Source organism: Lentisphaera marina (assembly GCF_028745505.1).
In the GTDB taxonomy this organism is placed as follows: Bacteria; Verrucomicrobiota; Lentisphaeria; order Lentisphaerales; family Lentisphaeraceae; genus Lentisphaera; species Lentisphaera marina.
The window spans coordinates 1-25,369 of the sequence record NZ_JAQZZL010000002.1; the positions used below are offsets into that span (position 1 = coordinate 1).

Annotated in this window: 21 protein-coding genes; 18 read left to right on the forward strand and 3 right to left on the reverse strand. The window is 39.2% G+C overall.

Annotated elements, in window-relative coordinates; genetic code table 11:
• The first annotated feature begins 443 nt into the window (after window positions 1–443).
• The 6 genes from PQO01_RS10975 to PQO01_RS11000 all read left to right on the forward strand — a co-directional run bounded on the left by PQO01_RS10975 (window position 444) and on the right by PQO01_RS11000 (window position 8,096).
• The gene (locus PQO01_RS10975) at window positions 444–1,403 is read left to right on the forward strand and encodes a hypothetical protein (protein WP_274314073.1); all 960 of its coding nucleotides are present in this window, start codon (window positions 444–446) and stop codon (window positions 1,401–1,403) included.
• A gap of 3 nt (window positions 1,404–1,406) precedes the next feature.
• Window positions 1,407–2,810, forward strand: a complete 1,404-nt coding sequence (cls, locus tag PQO01_RS10980) for a cardiolipin synthase (RefSeq protein ID WP_274314074.1) — start codon at window positions 1,407–1,409, stop codon at window positions 2,808–2,810.
• Between the two features lie 256 nt (window positions 2,811–3,066).
• The gene (locus PQO01_RS10985; RefSeq protein ID WP_274314075.1) at window positions 3,067–4,896 is read left to right on the forward strand and encodes a vWA domain-containing protein; all 1,830 of its coding nucleotides are present in this window, start codon (window positions 3,067–3,069) and stop codon (window positions 4,894–4,896) included.
• 149 nt (window positions 4,897–5,045) lie between these two features.
• A complete protein-coding gene (locus PQO01_RS10990; RefSeq protein WP_274314076.1) occupies window positions 5,046–5,777 on the forward strand; it encodes a glutathione peroxidase in 732 nt (243 codons plus the stop codon).
• Window positions 5,778–5,834: 57 nt separating this feature from the next.
• Window positions 5,835–7,217 carry a dihydrolipoyl dehydrogenase gene (locus tag PQO01_RS10995; RefSeq protein WP_274314077.1) on the forward strand — a complete coding sequence of 461 codons (1,383 nt, stop codon included), beginning with the start codon at window positions 5,835–5,837 and terminating at the stop codon, window positions 7,215–7,217.
• A complete protein-coding gene (locus PQO01_RS11000; RefSeq protein WP_274314078.1) occupies window positions 7,218–8,096 on the forward strand; it encodes a hydrogen peroxide-inducible genes activator in 879 nt (292 codons plus the stop codon).
• A 43-nt stretch (window positions 8,097–8,139) separates the two neighbouring features.
• Here PQO01_RS11000 and PQO01_RS11005 read toward each other — a convergent pair whose 3' ends face one another.
• Together PQO01_RS11005 and PQO01_RS11010 are read right to left on the reverse strand one after the other, a co-directional pair.
• The gene (locus PQO01_RS11005; RefSeq protein ID WP_274314079.1) at window positions 8,140–8,727 is read right to left on the reverse strand and encodes a DUF1826 domain-containing protein; all 588 of its coding nucleotides are present in this window, start codon (window positions 8,725–8,727) and stop codon (window positions 8,140–8,142) included.
• 19 nt (window positions 8,728–8,746) lie between these two features.
• Window positions 8,747–9,976: a GTP-binding protein gene (locus tag PQO01_RS11010; protein WP_274314080.1), complete on the reverse strand. Its 1,230-nt coding sequence runs from the start codon at window positions 9,974–9,976 to the stop codon at window positions 8,747–8,749.
• A gap of 183 nt (window positions 9,977–10,159) precedes the next feature.
• Here PQO01_RS11010 and PQO01_RS11015 point away from each other — a divergent pair, with 183 nt between their 5' ends.
• The 11 genes from PQO01_RS11015 to nadA all read left to right on the forward strand — a co-directional run bounded on the left by PQO01_RS11015 (window position 10,160) and on the right by nadA (window position 21,727).
• Complete coding sequence (locus PQO01_RS11015) at window positions 10,160–10,297, forward strand: hypothetical protein (RefSeq protein ID WP_274314081.1); 138 nt, start codon at window positions 10,160–10,162, stop codon at window positions 10,295–10,297.
• Window positions 10,298–10,381: 84 nt separating this feature from the next.
• Window positions 10,382–12,127, forward strand: coding sequence for a right-handed parallel beta-helix repeat-containing protein (locus PQO01_RS11020; RefSeq protein WP_274314082.1), 1,746 nt, complete (start codon window positions 10,382–10,384; stop codon window positions 12,125–12,127).
• Between the two features lie 3 nt (window positions 12,128–12,130).
• On the forward strand, window positions 12,131–12,778 hold the full coding sequence (locus PQO01_RS11025) for a hypothetical protein (RefSeq protein ID WP_274314083.1): 648 nt from the start codon (window positions 12,131–12,133) through the stop codon (window positions 12,776–12,778).
• Window positions 12,779–12,923: 145 nt separating this feature from the next.
• Window positions 12,924–14,477, forward strand: a complete 1,554-nt coding sequence (locus PQO01_RS11030; protein WP_337994450.1) for a VRR-NUC domain-containing protein — start codon at window positions 12,924–12,926, stop codon at window positions 14,475–14,477.
• Entirely contained in the window at window positions 14,461–15,525 is a 1,065-nt protein-coding gene (locus PQO01_RS11035) for a DEAD/DEAH box helicase (RefSeq protein WP_274314085.1), read from the forward strand. The genes PQO01_RS11030 and PQO01_RS11035 overlap by 17 nt, the downstream gene beginning before the upstream one ends.
• A gap of 47 nt (window positions 15,526–15,572) precedes the next feature.
• Window positions 15,573–16,742, forward strand: a complete 1,170-nt coding sequence (locus PQO01_RS11040) for a helicase C-terminal domain-containing protein (RefSeq protein WP_274314086.1) — start codon at window positions 15,573–15,575, stop codon at window positions 16,740–16,742.
• Entirely contained in the window at window positions 16,729–16,878 is a 150-nt protein-coding gene (locus PQO01_RS11045) for a DUF2256 domain-containing protein (protein WP_274314087.1), read from the forward strand. The genes PQO01_RS11040 and PQO01_RS11045 overlap by 14 nt, the downstream gene beginning before the upstream one ends.
• Window positions 16,879–16,931: 53 nt before the next feature.
• Entirely contained in the window at window positions 16,932–17,342 is a 411-nt protein-coding gene (locus tag PQO01_RS11050) for a globin domain-containing protein (protein WP_274314088.1), read from the forward strand.
• Between the two features lie 12 nt (window positions 17,343–17,354).
• Window positions 17,355–18,029 (forward strand): RluA family pseudouridine synthase, encoded by a 675-nt coding sequence (locus PQO01_RS11055; protein ID WP_274314089.1) that lies wholly within the window; start codon window positions 17,355–17,357, stop codon window positions 18,027–18,029.
• A 218-nt stretch (window positions 18,030–18,247) separates the two neighbouring features.
• Window positions 18,248–20,695 carry a glycogen/starch/alpha-glucan phosphorylase gene (locus PQO01_RS11060; RefSeq protein ID WP_274314090.1) on the forward strand — a complete coding sequence of 816 codons (2,448 nt, stop codon included), beginning with the start codon at window positions 18,248–18,250 and terminating at the stop codon, window positions 20,693–20,695.
• Between the two features lie 9 nt (window positions 20,696–20,704).
• Complete coding sequence (gene nadA / locus PQO01_RS11065) at window positions 20,705–21,727, forward strand: quinolinate synthase NadA (protein ID WP_274314091.1); 1,023 nt, start codon at window positions 20,705–20,707, stop codon at window positions 21,725–21,727.
• Between the two features lie 106 nt (window positions 21,728–21,833).
• Here nadA and PQO01_RS11070 read toward each other — a convergent pair whose 3' ends face one another.
• Entirely contained in the window at window positions 21,834–23,876 is a 2,043-nt protein-coding gene (locus PQO01_RS11070) for a ComEC/Rec2 family competence protein (protein WP_274314092.1), read from the reverse strand.
• An 86-nt stretch (window positions 23,877–23,962) separates the two neighbouring features.
• On the opposite strand from PQO01_RS11070, the gene PQO01_RS11075 reads away from it, so the two are divergent.
• Entirely contained in the window at window positions 23,963–25,369 is a 1,407-nt protein-coding gene (locus tag PQO01_RS11075; protein WP_274314093.1) for a hypothetical protein, read from the forward strand.

The window sequence follows — 25,369 nt, forward strand, 5'->3', positions numbered from 1 at the left end:
TGAGTAAGAACCGCTACTGTTTCCGGAAAAAGTTATACTTATTAATCGAAGCTACCTAAATAAAGAAATCCGAAAAAAGTTATCATATACTTTTATTGGATTTTGAGTTCAAATAGCTAGAAAGACTACAGGAATGTCAGAAAAAAGTTATAGTAAAAAAATCACGGATAGTCACAAAACACTCATAGTCAATACGATAGAAAAACAGGGCCCTATAAACACTTGTTTATTAGACACTTACAGATATAACAAAAAAGTTATACTTTAAGGAATAAAGTCAGAAAAAAGTTACACTTAGTCAAAAAAAAGTTATACTTTAAAGAAAAAATCAGAAGAAGGTTATATTTAAATATTTAATCACCTTTAAATCAAAGGTTTACAGATCACTAAAAAGGCTATAATAAAGATAGCTATAAAAAATAAAGTAAAAGCAGGCTGCTATTATGATGAAATCAATAATTTGTTTTGCTTTAATGATCGGAGTGTCATTATTTGCAAAAGAGGAAGGCTACAAGTTAAAATACGAAGAACTCCCAGTTCCAGAGAAGAAGTATGCCGAGATTAATGGAAAGAAAATTGAACTAAAGCCTGAACCCTTAGTTAAACGATATTCTTTAGGAATGTCGAACTATACTGAGTTAGCTGAGTTGATAAATATGTCATTAACGGAGAAGGGCAAAGCAACATATATAAGCAGAATGAATTCAGTCTTAGTAATAGACCAGATAGAAGGTCATAATAGAGTTATTAGGATATTAAACGAGAGTCAGGAAGAAGCTTATAATATTCATATTCAGGTAGATTATAGAAACACTAAAAATCTGGAGAAGAAGGGGATCGTTATTAATACTGGTCCCATTATCATAAAAGATGGAGATATTAAAACTCCTAGAGATATAAGAATTGATGGTGGAGTCCACAAACGCACTTCTGATGAAAGTCAAAAAATAACACTTACAACTATGAGCGGATACGCAGCAAAGTTATGGGCCGTAGAGACAGCACATTACACGAGTTCCTTAAATCAATATGTTTGGATCAATCATAGAACAAGAAGACCAGTACAAATAAATGAACACCTTCGTGGAACAACTAATGTCGGGACAGAACTCTACATAAAACCTAAATATCGTGGTAATGGAATTATAGAAGTCGAATTGGTGCCAATGATTAGAGTTAAAAAACCAGGCGGTGGATATGAGAAGTTTGAAGTGAAAACTCTAAATACCAAAGTAACTGCATATCAGGGACGACCAGTAAATTTAGGCGGTGTAAGCCAGTCCACCAATAATTTCTTTGCAAGCTTATTTAATCCGACGGGAGTTGTTAAAGGCGATGGCACAAATTATTTAGATTTCACCTTAACGGCTTGGGCGAAGAAAGTAGGACCTCCAGGCAAATAAATAATGCTCGAAAACCTGAATCACATAATAGTAGTTGGGATTACCTATATACTAGGAACTTTATTAGCGGGAGAGGTCTTATATAAAGGGCGCACCAGCCAAGGTAAAACGGCTTGGATCTTGAGTTTATTGCTTATGCCTCTTTTAGCAGTTCCAGCCTACTTGTTATTTGGTTCACGGAAGTTTCATGGTTACGTAACTGAGCACAAAGAAGGGCAGGAGCCCTTAGATGAGTTATGGAGAAATGCATGTCAGGCAATGGAAAAAAATAAGGCAGTAATTAATGAATTATGTCTTTATGATAAAATATCTAAATTCTTCTTTACTAGTGGTAACCAAATAGAATTACTAAAGAATGGAAAGCAAAAATACACTTGTTTATTTAAAGATTTAGAAAATGCAGAAGAGAGTATATGCATCGAATATTATATCATTCGCAATGATAAAATAGGGCAAAAACTCCAAAAACTTCTCATTGAAAAAGCTAAGCAAGGTTTAGAAGTCTACTTAATTTGTGACTACATAGGTTCCTTGAGTATAAAAAAATCCTACATGAAAGAGTTACAAGACGCTGGAGTGAAAGCGCATTTTTTTAGAACCACTAAGTACGGTAGAAGAGGGCAAATTAACTTTCGCAATCATCGCAAATTAGTGATTATTGATAGTCAGATTATTTATACTGGAGGAATGAATTTAGCAGAAGATTATGAAAGCGAGTTTTGGAGAGATACACACTTACGCATCAAAGGTCCCATGGGACCATCTCTACAATTCACTTATCTTCTGGACTATCAATGGGCGAAAGAGAAAACAGACCCTTTACCACAGTTAGATTTCACAAAACATCAAATTTTTGAACCTTCTTACGAAGCTTTAGCTATCGCAAGTGGCCCAGCGGACGATAGAGAAACTTGTCTGCTTTATTACCTAAATTTAATTAATCAAGCGCAAGAGAGTTTGGATTTGGTGAGTCCATTTTTCGCTCCAGATGACGCCATTATAGCGGCGCTTATTTCCGCAAATTTACGCGGTGTAAGGGTAAGGCTTATCATTCCAAGACGATCAGATAATCATTACCTAGTGGACTTATCAGCTCACGAATACGCCAGCTCTTTGGCAAGGAAAGGTATAGAGGTGTATTTTTATGAAAAGGGGATGATTCATAAGAAAGCCTTGATTGTCGATAAAAACTTAGTCAGCATAGGCACGGCAAATCTGGATAATCGTTCCTTCAGAATAAATTTTGAAATTAGCATATTGGTGAATTCTTCAGAGTTTGCTCAAGAAAACTTACAGTTATTTGAAGAAGATATACAAAACTCTAGCCAAATAAGTGGTTATGAAAAGCAAGCAGTCATTCCTAAATTTTTAGCTAAAGTCAGTCAACTATTTGCCCCATTACAATAAAATAATACTTAATGTATTATTGACTTATTTCATCAGGATTTAAGTAAAGAAAAGGCCAAAATAAGGATTTTACTTCCTTTTATGAATGAATATTTAAGACAAGTAAGGAGTTCTCATTTTGCCAAACACTTTTAAAAAACAGTTAATTAACTTAGCAAACTCCACAAATAATAAGTGATGGATGAAGATAGCTTGTTAACAATCTCGAACTTAAATTGTAGTATATAGAGAATGCAAAACTAAACAGAGGTCAATTATGTTCCGTAAGTCTATATATTCCACAAGCTTAATATTTACAATACTCGCCTCACCAAGTCTGTATTCAGCAAAAATGTTGAGTTCCAAGAATGATACGGCGAATTCGACCGTTGTTAACGCAGTAAAAAGTAAAGCAGATGCATCATCATTTTGGGGAGTCTCATATTTAGTCAGTAGCGATGGTGCAAAAGACCAAGACCTTGTGTCCACCCCAGATGCTTTAAAAGGTCTAAGTGCGTACATAAAATCAAGTGATAATTTTTATAATGCGGCTTTTCTTCTACACCACCGAGCAAATACTGATTTAAATTCAGCACTAGCAAACAGTGAGAATCCAAATTTAGAAGCTTTAGCCGCGGCAAGAATGGCGATGACTGCAGCGGTGCAGTACTACGATTCCCTGATTGAAAGAAATAACTTGAACATTAGTGAAAATGTTGAGGAAGTACCATCAATTAAAGGTTCCAAGAAAAAATCTAAGAAGGGTAAAAAAGGGAAGAAGAACAAATCGACAAATACAGATAGTGGCAGTGCTGTGTCTTTAGACGAAGAATTATTATTGAAATTTGTAAATAGTAAAAATTCTAAAACACAATTCCTAGCTATCCAAGCTGCGGCCTTCGCAAAAGTATCTGGGCTGACCGAAGCGATTAATGGCTTGACACTAAAATCACTAGAATCTCAGTGTGCACGTTTATTTTTCAAAGCTCGCGTAAATGCTTCTTTAGATCAACAAGAAGTCTTAAGTCTCACAAAATTAGCCATGAAAAAGCGATCTTCAGAGAAAGCATTTGTGAACTTTTCTTTGGATACACCGGCCATTTCTTTTATATGTCAGGCCATTGCTGAAGTAAAAGATGAAAATTTATTAAATGTTTTACATACGAGCCTAAACCACTCAGATTTAAGAGGGCAGGTTGATGCAGCTAAAGCGATTGCCAAAATAGCTTCTGCAGAAAGTTTAAGCGCAGTGAGTCAAAAAATTGCCAAAGCACCATGGCCTGTCTTAGTTCACTTATGTTATTACTCGGCCAAAAATCCCAACGCCAAACTTCTTCCCAACTTGATTCAGCGTCTAGCCAAAGAAAAAGGACGTATGAGAATTAATTTAAATTATGCTATAAGCATAATCGCGGGGGGGCAACATGCTTCATCCTATAAAGATTGGGTGACTTGGTATAAATCCAACAAGGGCTTTACCGTTGATCAAGCGGCTTCAACTGAGTTTCGTGATAAGTACATGGTGCAAGTAATGGATGGTGGACCAAATGGTTATTTCTACAGTCTACCCATTTATAGTGATCGCCTCTGTTATGTTGTCGATACCTCAGCATCTATGAAAGGCCCCCGTATTGAATCCTTAGACGAAAATATGGCAATGTCTGTTGAGCAATTACTCAATAAGGCAAAATATAATATCGTAGATTTTGGTGGCGATGTAGAGATCATGGAATCTCGTGGATTAACTGATGACCTGAAAAAAGGTTCAGCACGTGTTAAAGAGTGGGATATGAGCTTAGGAACGCGAAGCTTTTGTGCAATCCGTCAGAGCCTCCTCTTTCCAGGCGTCGACTCAATTTATTTCCTTTCCGATGGTGCACCCGCACGTGATTCGGTGAAAAAATGGGAGGGTATTACCGAAGGAGTTATGATGCTCACCCGTTATATGCCCATAGCCGTTCACTGTATTGACTTTGACCCGAAGGCAGGTAATCAAGCCTACATGATCAACCTTGCCAAGTATAATGAAGGTCGTCACGAATCCATTGAGGTGGGGCCCGGAGCTCCAGATGGTGGTGGAGCGAAGAAAAAGAAGAAAAAGAAATAATTTTTCATAAAAAGGAGTTCTTCGAGCTCCTTTTTATTTGGTTTCTATCATAAGTAAAACTTATTATACTGATATTTATAATAAATTTTATATCACATCCATATGAGTGCATATTCAGACATCTTAAACAACAGAAAAGGAATATACAGATGTTAGCAAATAAAGAAACGCAAAATGTACCTACAGTGACTTTCCGTACCAGAGTAAACAATGATTGGAAAGATCTGACGACTGAAGAAATTTTCAAAAATAAAACGGTGGTAGTTTTTGCTCTACCAGGAGCGTTCACCCCTACTTGTTCATCAACGCACTTACCACGTTATAATCAATTAGCACCAGTTCTTAAAGCCAATGGGGTAGACGATATTTACTGCCTATCAGTTAATGATGCCTTTGTCATGAATGCTTGGGCAGCTGATCAAGATTCAGCCAACATTAAACTTATTCCCGACGGTAATGGTGAATTCTCTGAAGGCATGGGCTTACTTGTTGATAAAAATGATCTAGGCTTCGGCAAGCGTTCTTGGAGATACTCGATGCTCGTCAAAGATGGTGTCATTGAAAAAATGTTCATTGAACCAGACAAGCCGGGTGACCCCTTTGAAGTGAGTGATGCCGACACCATGCTCAATTACATCAACCCCAAGGCAGAGCTTCCAAAGCTTGTAAGTATGATTTCTAAACCAGGCTGCAGTCACTGTCAACGAGCACGTGAAGTTCTTGAAGAGCAGGGCATGCCTTACGAAGAAATTAAACTAGGGCAGGGTGGTATGAGCCTTACAACTCTTAAAGCAGTAAGTGGCAATGCCACTACACCGCAAGTTTTCATCGACGGCCAAGTCATTGGTGGTGCAGATGAACTCGTTAAATACCTAAATTAGTAAGTAATACATTATTGACTCCCTGCTAAGGCAGGGAGTTTTTTAAAGGAGAAAAAGATGAGTCATTATGATGTGATTATAATTGGAGCAGGAACAGCTGGGCTCAATGCTCGCCGTGCAGCTAAAGCCAATGGGGCTACAAAAGTTGTGCTCATTGATGGAGGGCCCCTAGGAACAACTTGTGCTCGTGTGGGCTGCATGCCCAGTAAGCTGCTTATTTCTGCGGCTAACGCAAATTATGGCGTTAAGAAAGCACGAGTATTCGGAATCGAAACTCAAGACCCCGTGGTCAATGATCAAGCTGTTTTAGAGCGTGTACGCTTCGAACGGGATCGCTTTGTGGGCTTTGTTATGGAAGGGATTGATAATGTTCCGCAAGAAGAGCTCATACGCGAGTACGCTGAATTTATCGATGACCATACAGTACAACTCTCTGGTGGACGTCAATTGACCGCAGACAAATTTGTTTTAGCCGTAGGTTCTCGCCCTCGACACATGCCTTTACTCGACGGTGCGGAAGATCTAGTTTTAAGTAGTGATCATATTTTTGAGATAAAAAGCATACCGAAAAAAGTAGCCGTGTTTGGTCCAGGTGTTATTGGTCTTGAACTAGGTCAGGCCTTGAGTCGTTTGGGTGCCGATGTTCGACTCTTTGGACGAAGTGGTTCCATTGGTGGTATTCAAGATCCCGAGATCCGCGAATACGCTACCAAAACCTTTGCCGAAGAATTTTATACCGATACTAAGGCAACAATTCATTCTGTGCGCAAAGAAAATGGTCAGGCGGTCATCGAATACGATCATAAAGAGCAAGGAAAAATTGAAGAAAGCTTCGATTTCATTCTGACGGCTTCCGGCCGAGTCAGCAATACCGATCGTTTGAAATTAGAGAATACTAGCGTGCAAGTTAATGAGCGTGGAACACCCATCTATAATAACCGCACGATGCAATGTGGTGAGAGCCACTTCTTCATTGCGGGAGATGCGAATGATGATATTCCACTGCTCCACGAAGCTTCGGATGAAGGTAAAATTGCCGGGAAGAATGCCGGGACTTACCCGAAAGTAGATCCCGGCCATCGTCGCACTCATTTGGGTATCGTTTTCTCTGAACCAGAAATAGCTTCTATAGGGCAAGGTTATAAAAGCTTCAAGGATTTAGTGATTGGTCGTGTAAGTTTTGAAGGGCAGGGGCGCTCGCGAGTAATGGCAAAAAATAAAGGGCTCATGCACCTCTACGCCGAAAAGGGTGATAGACGTTTGCGAGGAGCGCAAATTTTTGGACCATCAGCTGAACATCTTGGCCACCTTATTTCTTGGGTTGTTCAACAAGAACTTACTGTAGATCAAATTCTCGAACTTCCCTTCTATCATCCTGTGGTTGAAGAAGGTCTGAGAACGGCTTTACAGGATCTTCAGAAAAATCTTGATGAGGCCTAAATGACCATCAAGGACTTAGAGTACTTTGCGATTCTCGCAAAAGAAAAACACTTCGGGCAAGCATCAATACTTGCCGGGGTGAGTCAGCCCGCGCTCTCAATCCAGATTAAAAAACTGGAGGCGGAGCTCGGTGTTTGTCTTTTTGAACGCTCAAATAAACAAGTCGTTTTGAGTTCAGAGGGGGAAACGCTTTTACAAAGAGCCGAATTGATTTTACAGCAAGTTTGCGATTTTCGCACTTGCGCCAAATCATTTGCCGACCCCTACCAAGGACAATTGATCTTGGGAGCTTTCCCCACTTTGGCACCTTACCTCTTCCCACAAGTTTTGGATGAACTCAATCATTCCTATCCTGAAATGAAGTTTTTTATCAAAGAAGAAAAGACAGAGCAGCTCTTAGCGATGCTAAAGCAGGGGAAAGTTGATGCCGCTTTTATTGCTTTACCTCATGAGGATAAATCTCTGGACTCAGAATTTATTTTTTCCGAGGAATTTCTTTTTGCGGCTCCCGCAAATTACTCCGAAAAACTTCCTTCAGAATTATCTAATCAAGATCTCAAGGGGCGAGAATTAATGCTCTTAGACGAAGGTCATTGCTTCCGTGATCAAGCATTAGAATTTTGTAGTTTGAACCACCTGCAAGAAAGAAATGACTTCCGAGCGAGTAGTCTAGAAACCCTTCGCCAAATGGTGGCCGCAGGTCTGGGACTTACACTCATGCCAAAATGTGCTGAAGATGATAGTGGAAAAATCCAATACATCCCTTTTACGGCTCCAGCACCGCAAAGAGATATCGCACTCTTTTGGCGTAAAACTTCTCCTAAAGCAGAAATTTTTCGTGAAATTGCCGATGAATTAAAGAGCGTCCTAAAGAACTAATTATATGACTTTAGCTAAAGTTGGTTTTGTAATTAGATTAAATTTAGTAGTCCATAACAAATACTAGTCGATGGATACCTAGTTTTGAAATTTGAGGTGAGCGGTGTAGAACCTTAGATCTCTTTCCTGGATACAATGAACCTTTGAGTAGGATTGTATCACCTGTTTTCACATGATGGACTTCACAGTTATTTTTAGTCAACTTATATTCAGTTCCAGGACCAATTAAGGTGGTAATAGACCGCATGTGAAGGCTGTCGATATGAAATTTACGACAACTATCGGAATAGATTAGATCCATACGGCATTTCAGATAATTAGTTTTAAACCTTTCAAACATTGTTTCAGCTAGCACCTTTAATTGATGACAGCTTGAAAAGTCATTATAACCTAAGCTCAAAAATGTATTAATAGCAAAAGCATTTACTTCATTGGCACTACGAGCTGTATAGCGGTAACTCTGATCTGTCCGATCTGTCCGATCTGTCCGATCTGTGGGGTTCACAGGGGCATATGCTTCCTTATTGAAGGTAGCTTTACTAGTTACTTCTGTGATATTTTTTTTTGAAAATTTCACCGTATCATGAAGAATTTCATAACCCTTCGACCAAGTATCAATTGTTTTTATCATGTGAGTATTTTCCTTTTAATTATTCCGTAGTTGCCAGTTCAACTCGTTCTTCTTCACTAGTGATCATTTCTAGATTGAACGGACTCTTGAAAGTTTCCCAATATTTTGGACCCTTTGTAAACTCATCATCATTTAACAGGCATGAATTAAGTTTTTGAGTGACGGTCTCTTTATCGAGTTCAATTCCGATAAAAACAATTTCCTGTTTGCGGTCGCCATAGGGGCCTTCGAAAGTTTCTTTCATGTAGTCTGAATATTCGCCAGCAAGCTCGGGTTCTTCTTTGATAACGGCGGCCAACCATTTTCCCTCAACATTATAACTCAGCAATTCGCCAGCTTGCTGTACGCTTATGGCATAATCGTTGACATTAGCCAACCAAAAGGAGCCTTTTGAACGAATGATTCCACTCAATTTATCATTGACTAGATCAAAGAATCTTTGCGGATGGAAAGGACGTTTAGCTGTGTAGCAGAAGGATGAAATATTATATTCGTCCGATTCACTATCCTCTTCACCAATGAGCGTTTTCAACCATAGTGGTGATTTTGAGGCTTTTTCAAAATCAAAGAGTCCTGTATGGATAATCTCTTTAAGTTCAACTTTGCTGTAGTTAGTTTTAATTATTTTTGCATCGGAATTGAGAGAGCGGATAATCTGTTCATTTTGAAATATTTGTTCTTCAGAACAGTCATTGACTTTATTTAAAATGATCACGTTGGCGAACTCAATTTGATCAACCAATAAAGCGGAAATAGGGCGTTGATCGTCTTCATTAAGAAATTCATCGCGATCGGTGAGAATATCGATAGATTTGAAGTCTTTGGAAAAATTATAACTATCTACAACCGTCACCATTGTGTCTAACTGGGCTATGTCCTTAAGAGAGAAACCACTTTCGTCTTCAAAGTCAAAAGTTTCTGCCACTGGCATAGGCTCAGAAATTCCTGTGGACTCGATAATGAGGTAATCAAAGCGATTTTCTTTGGCCAAGTGTTGAACCTCCTCCAGGAGGTCTTCCCGCAGCGTGCAACAGATACAGCCATTTGACATTTCAACGAGCTTTTCATCTTTCTGAGAAAGCGTATCACCATTATTTTTGATTAGCTGAGCATCTATATTAATCTCGGACATATCGTTGACAATGAGTGCAACTTTGAGCCCTTCTTTGTTATTTAAAATGTGATTCAGTAAAGTCGTTTTACCGGAACCTAAAAATCCGGATAAAACCGTTACAGGTAATTTTTTCATTTTTATTATTCCTCAAAGTAATATGCTTGCAGTTGTTATTGATAATTCATTATCAATAACAAAACCCGTCTTGACGAATAGTCAAATCATTATTGATAATTCATTATCAATAATACATAGGAAGGGAAGAAAGGTCTTCAGGTCTGGGACTTACACTCATGCCAAAATGTGCTGAAGAAGATTGTGGGAAAAATTCAATACATCCCTTTTGCGACTCCCGCACCGCACAGAGATATCGCACTCTTTTGGCGTAAAACTTCTCCTAAAGCAGAAATCTTTCGTGAAATTGCCGATGAGCTTCGACCAAAATTAAGTAATTAATCGCTTAGCTAATTTTGTAACAAAGGATCTTTGTCTGCGCTTAAGCTTGATATAAATCATCAATGCAATTAATCAGGAGCGCTCATGAAAATCATCCAATCCTTAAGTCTCTGTCTCGTAGTTTTATGCTATTTTTCGACTCATGCCATTAGTGCAAGCAAAGGTCCGCTTGATCAAGCTAAGACATATTACGTAGCCCAGACTGGGAAAGATAGCAATGAGGGCAGTCAAAGATCTCCATTTCAGTCAATACAGCAGGCGGCTAAAATTGCCAAAGCTGGCGATACCGTACTTATAGGCCAAGGGGTTTATAGAGAAATTCTATCTCCCCGTAACTCAGGGATCGAGTCGAAGCCCATAAGTTTTAAAGCTCTAGGAGATGGTGAAGTTGTTATTTCGGGCAATCAAATTTTACAGAACTGGCAGCCCCTGAGTGATGGCAGTTGGAAAACTAAAATGGATTGGGATTTAGGAAATGAAAACCAGCTATTTTGTCAGGGTAAAATGATGATTTTGGCTCGCTGGCCAAATGATCGAGATGGAAAATTGATGACTGCTGATGGAGCACAAATAGAAGAGGGGAGTACTAATACGCAGATAAAAAATCAATCTTTTCCCGACCAATTCAATTCAAAAGATCTTAAGGGTGCCACTCTTTGGTCCGTGGCGGGTTCGCGTTGGTCTGCTTGGACACGCGTGGTGACGGGATATAATCAAAAAGAAAAGGCAATAGCTATTCCCGAGCTCAAAGGCTTTTGGTTTGGCGAAATTCACTCACCTGCGAGTAAAAAGGGTGGTGAGTTCTACATATCAGGAAAGCGAGCTTTATTAGATAGTCCGGGGGAGTGGTATTATGATCGCAAGGCTCAAGAAATCTATTTCATGCCCCCGCGAGGAAAGGACCCAAATCAACTTAAAATTGAAACTAAAAAGCGCCTATACGGCATAGATTTTCACAATAAAAAACATATCAATTTTGAGGGGATAAAACTCTTTGCTACTGCAGTACGTACGCAAAACATAGAGCATTGTCACTTTTCAAAGATCACCTTGCTTCACCCTACCCATACGGCATACATAAAATCAATGTTTTATCCTATCTCAGGAATAACGCTTTCAGGTCGTCATAATAGCATCAGCAACAGTGAATTGTCGTATTCACTCGATGGAGGTATAAAAGTACAGGGTGACGACAATCAGGTGGTGAATTGTTATATTCATGATTTTAATTATTTTGGTGCCAATGGTCGAGGTATTGAACTTAATGGCGATCGAAATTTAATCAGTCATAATACCCTAAGTCGAGCGGGGCGTTCCAGCATGAAACTCGCTGGTCAAGAAAACCTCATTCAACATAACGACATCTCTCATATGGGACTCATGACTCATGATACAGGTTGTATACATCTCGGTGGTCAAGATGGGCAAAACACCATAATCCGCTACAATATCTTACGTGATACGGGAGGCGAAGAAAACAATACAAATGCCATGTATTTCGATAATTTTTGCCAGAACTTTATTGTGCATGATAATATCAGCTGGAATGTGCCCACCTCACTTCGTTTGAACCGCCCCTCAAATAATATTATGATTTTTAATAATACTTTTGCGGGCATGATCAATAACCTCTATGGCCCCTGGGAACGTCAGAGAGATCAATGGGGAACTATGTTAGTGAATAATGTTGCTTTAAAAGAAACAAAACGAAGAGGTCATAGTACCGAAATTTTGGTTAAAGAAGAAGTCCCCCTAGTGAGTAATTATAAGAATCATAAGGCTACTATTGGCGATTTTTTAAATACCGAGACCCTACAACTCGTGAAGTAGCCATTGATTCAAGAGTCAATTATATCAAAAGGCACAGCAATTGATGGTATAGCGAGTTCTCGAAAGATGAATATTGGAGCTTTAGATTATTCACAAGCACTTTTTAAAGCAGGGCACGACTTTAAGAAGCCACCACGAAAAGTGCATTACCAAAACGCAGATCATATTCATAATCGCAATCATATTATCAATGGCGGTTTCTCAAAAAATGAAAAAAATTGGTTGCCGATCAATGCAAAGCCTGTGAGGTATAAGCTTCATCCGGGTTTTAATAAAAACCCAGGTGCCGCTGAACGTGATTCAATACATGGAGTTAGTGTAACACTCGAAAAATCCGAGTCAGGTATAAAACAGACGATAAAAACGCTCAAACCCAATACAAAATACTACTTCAGTGCCTATGTCAGGCATGGTGAATTATCTGATACACTCTTTTCAGTCCTCAATTCCAAAGCAGAGAAAATAAGCGCTAAACATAGTAGTTCATTCGCTATGAAGAAGGGCTGGCGTTTAGTGATAGTTCCCTTCACAAGTCCGAAGAATGCTCAGGTTACAGTAAGTATTCAAAATACTAAGGACAAAGAAGTGCATGTTGATAATGTCGGCGTCATTCCCGCCATGTTTATTGACTTGAGTAATATTTCGATATAGTCAAAAGCTCTGATATTCGAGATGAAAAAATACATAGATTCAGTTAGAGATGGATCGAAATCATAGATTCAGTTATGAGACAAAAATAGCTACGAGTTTTTAAGATATAAGACTTTTTTTTTCTTACTTTGGCTCATTTTATAATATGCAGAATGTACAATTACCTAACTTTTATTATCTGGATAACTTTACCCAGCTAATTGATCATGTTTTTGATAATCATAAAAGTATTTTGAGGCCCTCAGACTTAGAGGATCATAATTCTTTTTGTTTGCTTAGTCGTAATGCAAAGGCTCTCTATGTCAGGTTTTTAATGCGCAAGGGAACATGCTTTCGTCTTGAGAAAATTTCTTATTCAGAGATTCCCAACTTGATTGATTGCCTCAGTGAATTGGAGCTTTTTAATTTCATTTCTTGGGATTCTACGGTCACAGAAAAAATTAAGCTCTTCTCAAAGGCGGAATTAAGAATACTTTTTCCCAGAGAATTTAATTCAAAATTATCGCGATTTGAGTTAGAGGAAGCTATGCTAATGACTATCTCTGATATTCCTGAAAAAGTCCTTAAAATAAAGAAAGATTTTAAGGTTTTTAACCTACTATATTTTGGAAACCTTCATCAAGATCTAAGCGAGTTTATTCTAAATGATCTTGGAATTTACCGATACGAAAAATATGATCTAAGTCATGGCTTTATAAATTCTATTAGTGAACTTGAAGAGTTTTTAAACTTTTACTCGGTGATTGCTGAATATGATCGTCATAAAGCATTAGAATTTTTCAATAATTATTCAATTATAAAAAGTACTAATGCTGTCTTGAAAAGGCGCTTGGATAAATTTCATTTTTCATTTGCTCGGCAATTGGAACGACAAAAGTTTTTTGAAGAAGCTTTGGAAATTTATTCCTTGAGTAAACGTTCAGGAGAACGTCAAGCAAGAGTTCTTGGAACCCTCAAAAAGTATGATCAACTAGAAACTAAATGTTTGCAAATGTTGGATTTCTCGAAAAATGATCAGGAAAAGGAATTTGCGCAATTTTTTTTGAGTAAGAATTCAAAATTCCTGTCTAAAACCTATGATAAACTTCAAGTATATATACCACCTACAGAGCTCTTAGAGCTCGATAAAACTGACTTATCAGTAGAACGTGCTGCATGTGAATATTACACTCAATTTGGTCACTGTTATCATGCCGAAAACTTGTGGGCTAACGCATTATTTGGATTGTTTTTTTGGCAAGTGATTTTTGCTAATGTACCCGGTGCTTTTAGTCACCCATTTCAACATCGTCCTCATGATTTATATGAACCTGATTTTTATGAAAATCGTAAAACACAAATTACGGAGCTTATGGAAAAACCTTTTACATGGGCTAAAGCAGAAAAAGTTTACCAATCAAAATTTGGTTTGAGCAACCCCTTTGTTAATTGGGGTGCGATTAACAAAGATTACCTTAGGCTAGCACTTGAGAACTTTAATCAAGAACAAATTAAAAGTATTTTTATAGAACTACTCAAAGATCTAAGAAATAAGAAAAAAGGTTTTCCAGATCTCATCTATTTTCCACATCAAGGTGGCGTCGAATTAATTGAAATAAAAGCGCCTGGCGATCGTTTACAAAAACATCAAAATACTTGGTTGAAGTTTTTTGAAGAGAATAAAATTAAAGCGAGAGTGGTAAATGTCTCCTGGAATTAAGATAAAAATCTCAGTTCGAGATCTTGTTAATTTTGCAGCTCGAAAGGGTGATTTAGTGCAAAGGTATCAGAAAAACCCTACGCATTTGGAGGGTATAAAAGGGCACCAACATGTGCAATCTTTAAGGTCTGAGGATTGGGACAAAGAATTAACTTTGAAGCATACTTTTGAATTCCAACCGTATTCTGTCACACTCCATGGTCGAGCTGATCTAGTTAATCAAAAAAACTTTATTGTAGAAGAAATTAAAACAACTTATAATCTCGATATCCCCCAACATAAATTTTCATGTGATTTAGCTCAGGCAAAAGTGTATGCATATATGCTTTGGCAAGATCGTCAAAAAGTTACCACAGTCGTTAATTACTACCACTTAGAAGAAGCTTCGGAAAATAAACGCTTTCATAGCTTCTCATCAATCGAGCTTTTAAATGAAATTAATCAATATCTCAAAATTTATTTAGAATTTTATTCAAAGTATAAAGAGTGTGAAAAAGCCTATTTGAACGAACTGAATTCTGTATCTTTTCCCCATGTGGAATTTCGCCCCTCACAACGTGAAATTGCCAAGGAAGTTTATCGTAATATTCGCGATGGTAAGCAACTTATGTTCGAAGCGCCCACAGGAACGGGAAAAAGTTTGAGTACCTTATTCCCCGCTTGTAAGGCCTTGGGAAAAAAGAAGTCTCGGCAAATTCTCTATTTATCGGCAAAAACCACTGCTCAACAAAGCGCAATAGATGCACTCAAACAAATTACAAAAGATAATTTCTCTTGTCTTCAAATTTCCGCTAGAGACAAGGTTTCTACTTGTTCCGAGGAGGAAGTCAAAAAAGGCTACTTCGATCGCTTACCTCAGGCTCGCTTAGCTGCACTCGACCTTGGCCTGTTAGATCAGCATGGACTTAGTAAAATTGCGCATCAATTTCAAGTATGCCCCTTTGAATTATCACTCGAAATGATGCCATGGCAGAAAATTATTATTGCAGATTTTAATTATTTTTTTGACCCCATGGTAAGTTTTGCTTATTTAGAAAATTCAAGATAGACCTTTTGATAGATGAAGGTCATAACCTTTTGGAAAGGGTTAGGAGTATGTTTTCAGTAAGTTTAGATACGGCTTTTTTAGAAAAAATCAGTAAATTGCTCAAGACAAAAAAAGCTAAATCCGCATGTCGTAAAATAGTTATTTCAATTCAAAGAAAATTCGATGAACTGTCTTTAGGAGAGCATTTGGCGACGTTTGAATTTGTACCCCAATTAATAAGTAATTTCTTAGAATCCTGTTCACAAGAATTGGAAAAGGATCAACAAAATCTTCCCGGCCTTGAAAGTAAAGATGAACTTCAAAATGAGCTTAAGGACCTTTATAGCTTCTTGAAAGTTTATGAAAGTAGTACGCAAGAAGACATTTTTTACATAGACAAGTATCATTTGTCGCGCAACCCTAAACTGAAGCTATACTTATGCTGCTCTCAAGTTCATCGACATCTAGCTTCGAAGTGGAAAACGCTTAATTCACTTTGTGTATTTTCTGCCACTCTCAGCCCTGAGTTTTATTATCAGAAAAGCCTTGCATTACAGCAAGCAAAGTTTTATAAGTTACCTCCTGTTTTCCCGCGAGAAAATCAGCTAAGCCTAGCCTTGAATTACATAGATACTCGCTGGCAAAACCGTCATTCAAGTTTAGGGATTTTATGTGAAAGTATCTTACAAATATACAAAGCATATCCAGGTAAGCATATAGTTTATTTTCCATCATATAAATATTTAGAAATGGCAAAAGAGGTTTTGTATAATCAAGTGCCATGTATCTATCAAGAAAAGTCTGAAGAATCAAGAGAATTCTTTTTAAAAGGTTTTTTTACTGACAAAATCCCTGTGTTAGGTTTAGCTATTTTAGGAGGAGCATTTGCCGAGGGAATTGACTTCAAAGGTGAAGCTCTAAAATCCTGTATAATTATTGGTACAGGTATGGCCCAACCATCGTTTAAAATGAAACAATTAAATCACAGATTATCCAATGATGGTTTTGATGCATTTCTGTTTAATTTTTTAATTCCAGGAATCACTCGTCTCATTCAAACTGCGGGAAGATTAATTCGTACGGAATCTGATAAGGGTATATTAGTCCTTATTGATCCACGTTTTATGCAACAACAGTACCTACAATATTTACCTCACTTTTGGCAGATCAATCAGCTCAATTCTCTTGAGGAGTCATTAAAATTAATTGAAGAGTTTAAAAAAAATGAAAAAAACTGATCTGCCTCAGAAAATTTGCCCTGTCTGTAATCGCCCCTTTACATGGCGTAAAAAGTGGGCGAAAAATTGGTCAGAAGTCAAATACTGCTCAAAACTATGTTCTAGTAATCGCTATACTTTGAAGAGAAAAAACTGACTTGTCTTTTTTTATCGATCAATTAATTTCAGTAAAAAATCAAGGTAATAAAAATGAATGGCCCCCCACAAGTCGATCCCCCCAATCCCGAAATTTATCAGCTCATGGGCGAAGAAAATATGTTTCGCTTACTTCACGATGTTTACGATGAATTTGCCAAGTCCGAAATTAAAGACATGTTCCCGACGGAGGCAGATGAATTAGCAGAAGCAGCCGACAAATCCGCCTGCTTTTTTGTGGGCCTTTGTGGTGGTCCACCGCTTTATCATCAGCGTTATGGCAACCCCATGTTACGACGCCGTCATTTCCCTTTCCCCATTGATATGAACTCTCGTGATGTGTGGTTAGCCTGCTTTTTAAAAGTGTTAAAAAATCACCAAGACTACAACTTCCCTGAGCAGCATCTTGATAGTTTCATTGGCTTTATCGCCGGTTTTTCTCCCTGGATGGTCAACAAAGAGTAGGGTTTTTATATAATGATCACTGATCTTGAACAGCGTATCATATATGAAAAAGATGGTCTATTAGTTGTCGACAAACCCTATGACCTTCCTTCAACGGGGAGACAGCTCGATGATGACGATTGTCTCCAGTATTGGCTAATACAACGTCACGGCTCTATGGTTTGGGCCGTTCACCAACTCGATGCTGATACGAGTGGCGTGAACTTGTTTGTCACGGAGAAGAAACTCGTCAAATATTATAAAGGGCTGCTAGAGCAAACTCAAGCCGACAAACAATACCTTGCACTTGTTCATGGTATTCCAACTTGGGGAAAATGTGAAGAGCGTAGTCGCATAGGCAAACTTGATGAGCGCAATTTAGGTATTCATCCCGAGGGAAAAACAGCTCATAGTCAATTTGAAGCTTTAGGAAGTGCAAACGATTTTAGCCTCATCAAAGCAAAGATATTCACCGGGCGTACACATCAGATTCGTATTCATTTGAGTCACTTAGGTCATCCACTTGTAGGTGAAGAATGGTACTGTGATCCACCTTGCACCACACATAAACGTCAGGCACTCCACTGTTATAAAATTCACTTGCCTCAAACAGGGCAGACTTTCATGGCTTCTTTAGCAGAAGACCTAAAGCAATGGGCTCAGAATCAAGGCTTAAATAAGTACATAGTAGCTTTTTTAGGGTTATGAGTAAAACTCATACCTTGGTGCGGAACTCGCAAAGAGTTGCGGTGCTTGAGCAGGTATAACTTTAAGTGAATTCACTTAGTGTTGTGAGTCATCATTAACTTCATTAGAAATTAACCCATTTCAGTGTCACAGCAAAGCTTCTGAGTTTTGTATTTATTTTCAGAGTCCTCTATCTTAAAGTCGGTGAAAATTTAGACAAAAGACGAGGATACCTGATTATGGCTAGCAAAGTAACAAAAACTGCCGTTAAAAAATTTAAAGAAGCTTTCCAAAAACGTGTGGATATGACTCTTGCAAAAGATTTGTCAGAATGCAATAAGCACGATCTTTATATGGCTCTAGCTTATACTGTGCGCGACCTTCAGGTCGAAGCGTGGAAAAAAACGAATCATAAATTGTCTAGTGCAGATGCCCCCAAGAGAATGTATTACATCTCACTCGAATTCCTCATGGGCCGTACTCTTGGTAATAGTTTAATCAACTGTGGTTTTTTTGACCAAGCTGATAGTGCTCTCAAAGAACTTGGCGTTGAACTCGAAGACTTACTCGATGAAGAAATGGATGCAGGACTCGGTAATGGCGGCCTTGGTCGCTTAGCTGCTTGCTTCCTCGATTCTATTGCTAGCTTAGATCTACCAGGTTTTGGCTCAGGTATTCGTTATGATTATGGTATTTTCCGTCAAAAAATCGATCATGGTCATCAATTAGAAGAGCCAGATAACTGGTTGCGTTTTGGTAATCCATGGGAAGTGGTTCGCCCAGAGCGCAAGCGCGTCGTTAAATTTTATGGTCATGTCGAGTGCTACAAAGATCACGATGGTAAGCAGTGGTGCACTTGGGTAGACACGGAAGATGTCTTGGCAATGCCTTACGACACACCGATCCCGGGGTTCTCTATGGGCACAGTTAATACTTTGCGTCTTTGGTCAGCTCGTTCCATCTTTGGTTTCAACCTCACAGATTTTAACCAAGGTGATTTCATTAACGCCAATATTCAAAAGTCACTTACCGAAAACATTACCAAAGTTCTTTATCCCAATGATAATAACTACGAGGGTAAAGAATTGCGCTTGAAGCAGCAGTACTTCCTCGCATCTGCGACCCTCGCAGATATGATTGAAGATTTCAAAGAGCTCGGCCTGCCCATGAGTGATCTTCCCAAGAAAGCTGTCTGTCAGCTGAATGATACTCACCCAGCCATTGCAGTGCCAGAGCTTATGCGCCTACTCATGGATGATGAAGGCTTAACTTGGGATGAAGCATGGGGCATCTCGCGTCAGGTTTTTGCCTACACAAATCACACTTTACTTGCCGAAGCACTAGAGAAATGGTCTGTAGATTTAATAGAGAATCTCCTCCCGCGTCACATGCAGATTATTTACGAGATCAATTATCACTTCTTGCGTGAAGTAGCGCAAAAATATCCTGGGGATAACGATCGCCAACGCGATATGTCCATCATCCAAGAGGGTGGAGAAAAAATGGTGCGCATGGCTTATCTAGCGATCGTTGGGAGCTTCTCGGTTAATGGTGTTGCAGCAATGCACACGGAGCTTTTGAAGCACGATTTAGTGAGAGAATTCTATGACCTCTACCCTGAGAAATTTAATAATAAAACTAATGGTATCACGCCTCGTCGCTGGTTGCGCAAATGTAACCCAGAACTCTCTGAATTGATCACTTCAAAGATTGGTGATAAGTGGGTGACGGATCTTGATGAATTGCAAAAACTCATTCCTTTTGCCAAAGATAAGGCCTTCCGCAAAGAAATTTCCAAGATTAAGAAGAACAACAAAATTCGCTTGGCTGAATACGTCAAAAATCTCACTGGCGACGAACTCGATGTGAATTCGATTTTCGATATCCAGGTGAAACGACTTCACGAGTACAAACGCCAGCTCCTCAATATTCTGCATGCGATTCATTTGTATCAAAAAATCAAGGCTAATCCCAAGGGACATTACACGCCGCGTACAATCATTATTGCCGGTAAAGCAGCTCCGGGTTATTACATGGCCAAGCTCATTATCAAGATGGTGAATTCAGTGTCGGCAATTGTCAATAATGACCCAGAAGTTAACAAGTTCCTCAAAGTGCTTTTTCTTCCCAACTACAGCGTTAGTATGGCTGAAGTATTGGTGCCAGCAACGGATCTTTCGGAGCAAATCTCTACTGCAGGTAAAGAAGCTTCTGGTACGGGCAATATGAAATTTGCACTCAATGGAGCTTTAACTATCGGTACTCTTGACGGTGCCAATGTCGAAATTAAAGACGCAGTAGGCGATGATAATATCTACATTTTTGGACTCGATGTTGATGGGGTAACTAGCCTCAATCAAAATGGTTATAATCCCCATGATTACATGCCTCAGGGTTCACACTTGAAAAATGCCCTCGATCTGATTTCTTCAGGGTTTTTCTGTCCAGAGGATCCCGAGCTCTTCCGTCCTTTAGTTGACTCACTCACCATTGGTGGAGATCACTATAAATTGGCGGCTGATTTCGAAAGCTATTCTGATTCCCAAGAACTTGTGTCTAATGATTTCATTAAGGAAGACGATTGGGCAAAACGTGCTATTCTCAACATTGCAAATATGGGCGGCTTTTCATCCGACCGCACAATTAAACAATACGCAGAAGAAATTTGGGATATAAAACCCTACTAAGAGAGTAACATGATAACATCAGATCAACTGCATGAGAAACTCAAAAATGTGACGGTTGCGGGTTCTACCTGTAGCTACACAGAAGAGTACTGCGACAAGATCGCTCCTATGATTAATGAGATTAACCGTCTCAAAAAAGAAACGAACACAGTGATTCTCGCTCACTCCTACGTCAATCCAGAGATTGTCTACGGAGTGTCCGACTACACAGGTGATTCCTACCAGCTTAGTCGCAATGCCCTCGAGAGTGGTGCAGACAATATTATTTTTGTCGCCGTAAAATTCATGGCGGAGACCGCAAAAATCCTCAACCCCGAGAAAAATGTCTACGTACCTGCGGCCCTAAATGGCTGCAGTTTAGCCGACTCCATCACTGGTGCGGACGTACGTAAACTCAAGCAAGAAAACCCAGATTATACCTTTGTTTGCTACATCAATACCACTGCAGATGTCAAAGCTCAGTGCGATGTATGTGTGACATCCGGCAATGTCTACAATATTATTGAAGACCTACCAACAGACAAGATTTTCTTTGTGCCCGATAAATTAATGGGCCTCAATATCATCGACGAAATGAAGCGTCGTGGCGTTGAAAAAGATATTAAACTCTGGGATGGCGTTTGTTATGTTCACGAAGAATACGATCCGGATATGATTGATTATATTCGCGGTGAATTTGATGGCGTAAAAGTTTTGGCTCACCCCGAGTGTAGCCCAGGTGTTTTACATCACTCTGACTTCGTTGGTTCAACCGCTCAGCTTCTCAAATTTATGGAGACTTCGGCTGCAGATGATTTCCTCATGCTCACGGAATGCGGACTTTCAGCTCGACTTCAAGTCGAGATGCCAGAGAAGAATTTTGTTGGTTCTTGTTCAGTATGTAAATACATGAAGGCCAACACACTCGAGAATGTTTTGGAATGCTTAAAGAATCCTAAAGCTCAGAACGAGATCCACCTGAGTCAAGAGGATATCGATGGTTCGCGTCGTTGTATCGATGCCATGTTCCACTACGCTGAAAAGCGCAATTAACTATTGCCATAGGGGCGGTAAACTACTGCCGTAGGGGCAGTGATGAACTTTTATCGCAACAAACTCGCTAGTTAAATTAAGGCAGGTGCTATGGTACCTGCCTTTTTTATTGGAGTGGAATGCGTTCAATTTGTGGGTAGTTACTCATCACTAAACTGCGCTCAATTACTTGGGCACCCTTGTGAATTCGAATGTTTACACGACCTAAATCATTATTATCAATGTGAATAAGAAATTGTCGCCATTGGAAACTGCTATCATCAATTTTTTGCACTTTACTCTGGAGCGGAGGATCATAATAAAGCGGGCAATTTAGCTCAAAACTTTGTTGGTGGAGGTATTGTTGAAACTGCGTCGGACGAGAACGGGCTTTTAGAAAGCTAATGGAATGGAGCCTCTGCTTATTAATTAAACTCAGGGCTCCTAAGGACGAACTTTTGCGATTATCGCAAATGACTAAATCAATTTTCTTGAGCGCGCGTTGGTCGAGTTCTTTCGTAAAAAAGCTGGATGCCTGGAAATCGCTACAATTGATTAGAAGGGAATCCCCTTTATCAAAAATAGCGATAGAGACTTGTTCTTGCCCCGCGGAACGAAAAATAATAAGCTCTTCATCCCGGACTTTAAATTGCAGTAAAATAATCAGGCTTAGAATGAGGAGGCTAAGGGCATAAATTTGCCGCTTCATTTTTATTCTGAGTCGTAAAATGAATAAAAAAGCCAGAGAATACAGGGCACAATTAATGCCGGATAAGCTCCCCAGTTTTAAAGAGAATTGAGCACTTAAACTTGCGAGGCCCGCAAAAAATGATGTGAAGGTATCGAGTAGGGGAGTGAGGAAGGGAAATAAACAGCAAATCAGTGCACTTGTTATTAAGGGGGCCGCCAAGAAAATGCATAGGAGATTAACTGCCAAAGAGAAGGGATTGCTATTGGCCGAGAGATAAATATTCATTCCCAAAGAACTCAAATATGCCACCAGAGTAATCCCAAAGGCCTTGATCACTTTGTTTTTTATATGGTGCTTGTGGAAGGAGAATCGTGCACCCCAATAAATTTTTTCATCGAGGATACGACAAAACTCATCTAGATTTTTTATACTCATGAGCAAGGCAAAAATGACGAGAAAAGAAAATTGAAAGCCAGCGAGTAAAATTTGATTGGGATTAATCAGTAAAATGATAAAACCAGCACAATACAGACTATTGAGGCTGATGCTATTTTTCTTTAAACACAAGCCAATGGACCAAATGCTAATCATAATCCAAGCCCGCATAGCGGAAGCAGGAATGCCAGTCATAACCAAATAGGGAATGAGTAAGATTGGCAACAGTGATAAGCGCCACCACACAGGAATAAAAAACAAGCGTAGGGTATACAGCAGAATGAAAGCAACAATGCCCACATGCAGACCCGACACGGCAAAAATATGCATTAACCCTGAACGTCGCAAGGTATCTTTTTGGGTACTATTGAGTTCCTGTTTGAGTCCAAATAACATTGCGGTCAAAACTTGGTAATTGCCTTCATGATCTAAATGTTTCTCTAGTCGACTGAGTAGCTTATCACGTAAAATAAGACAAGATTTTTGTAGGGATGGTGCACTTTCAATCTGTATCTCATCTGGAGAAGAGGGGATGAATTTCCAATAAATCCCCTTGGAATGCAAATGATTTATATAGGCCTGTTCGGAAGATAGCTGACTGCGTAGAGGAACTAAAGAACCGTAAGCGATGATTTGATCATTAAAGTGAAAAGCCCGATCGCGGGGTTTTTGAAAGAGTACTTTAAAATCCTTTAAATGATGTTTTTGGTGATTGATGAATGAACTCACCTGTAGTTCAATACTTTGCCTCTTAGTATGTCCATTAATGATTTGGCTATCGCAGACTTTTGCAGTCAGCTTTCCTCCCATAGCCTTGAAATTACTTGGCTCTCGCTCTTGAAAAAAATGCCCCCATAAGGAGCCAAGAAGTAGGAAAAATATCTGCGCATATAAACGCTTCCATAAAAAAAAGCAGAGAAAAATGAGCAAGAGGCTCAATTGAACCAAAAGACTAGCTTCATGCCAGGAGATAAAAATCATAAGCCCAGCAATAAATGACCAGAAAACCCGTTCCAAGGGGTATGCGTGGCAGTCAATAGACATTTTTGTACCTCTCCTCATTCAATCGGTACAGAAATTTTAGCCTGTCCGATATATATTTCTGCTCTTAAAATAATACTGGGAAGTTTATGAAAAAAATCTTTTGCCTACTAATATCATGTATTTTTGTGCAAAGTGTTTCTGCTGGGACGATAAAATTTCGTTCTGAGCTGGAGGACAAAATTTATCACTACGGTGTGCAACTCGCTTATCATAAGGCTAATACCAATCCAAATGCGAAAGATTTACAGAGTCTTTTGGCCTTTGTGCACTTTATGCGACCCGACTTAGGAGTCTCCCAAAGTATCAAAAAGTCACTGGTCTTTGGCAAGCCACTCTCAGTAAAAGGACGAGACACGACTAAATATTTTGCAGAAAAACTATTGGCTCGATCTCTAGAATTAAAAAATGATAAAGAGATGCGTGAATTTCTCTATATTTATGCACAAATGGCGGAGAAATATACTCAGTTAGATGAGTCAGTTCACTTAGTCATGGATGATGCCCGTGGCTCGGGTTTTAATTTGAATTTAGCACACCTATTTAAAGTAGCTGGCTCGCCAGAAATTTATGATGTCGAAGCCGAAGCCGCTCAATTAGCTTTAGAGGCCGAACGCCAACGCAAAGAGGATGCGGAACATAGACGCATCAGTGGCAGTGAAGATGCTGGCGGAGATATAGAAGAAGACGATTTTAAATCACTCCTACAAAATCACAAAATGACCATTGCCTATTCAGAGGTTTCAGCCATTAGCGCACTCAACGAAATGATCCACGCTATGTATTGGTTGGGAGTTAGCTTTGAGTACGAGGGTATGCGCTTATCGCATTTGGGCGAAATGAAAGCGACCAATGGAGCGGTTTTCTATAAGAGTGTTTTACCTCGCCCAGAGAAAGAAACTTATACTTTAGCCAACAAATCTATTCGTGATATCCTTGAGCACATGATGGAGAACTTGAACCTTCAGTATACTTTTGAAGGCAATACTGTAAAAATTTCCGATGCGCCCCCACCCTTGTTTCCCGAGTGGGGAACTGGTGGAGTTCCCGCTTATGTCTTACAGCAAAAGTTGCGCAATTATAACCGCAGCGAGATTGAGAAATATAAAGGTAAGGAATTTAAAATTAATGGTTATATTCAGAATATGGGAACGGGTAGCAGTCGCAACTATATGATGACGCTTGATTCGGATTTGATCATCATGCAAATCCCTCTCTACAATGTCGACCTCGCTAATTGGAGTGATTTAAACGACAAGTTAAAAACTTGGAAATCCGAGAGTAAAAAGACTAAGAAAGAATCCATGACCAAAAATCGTCGAGACAAGCCAAAAGGAGAATTCGAACGCACGGCTTACGGTACGGATAATGTTTACGTGACGGCCTATGTCACTGCAGAGGGCATTAAGGGCGGTAAACTTTACCTCTCTAACGCCAAAAAAGTGAGCGTCAAAGGCCTAGGTCGTCGAATTACCTTGGATGAAGATAACGATTAA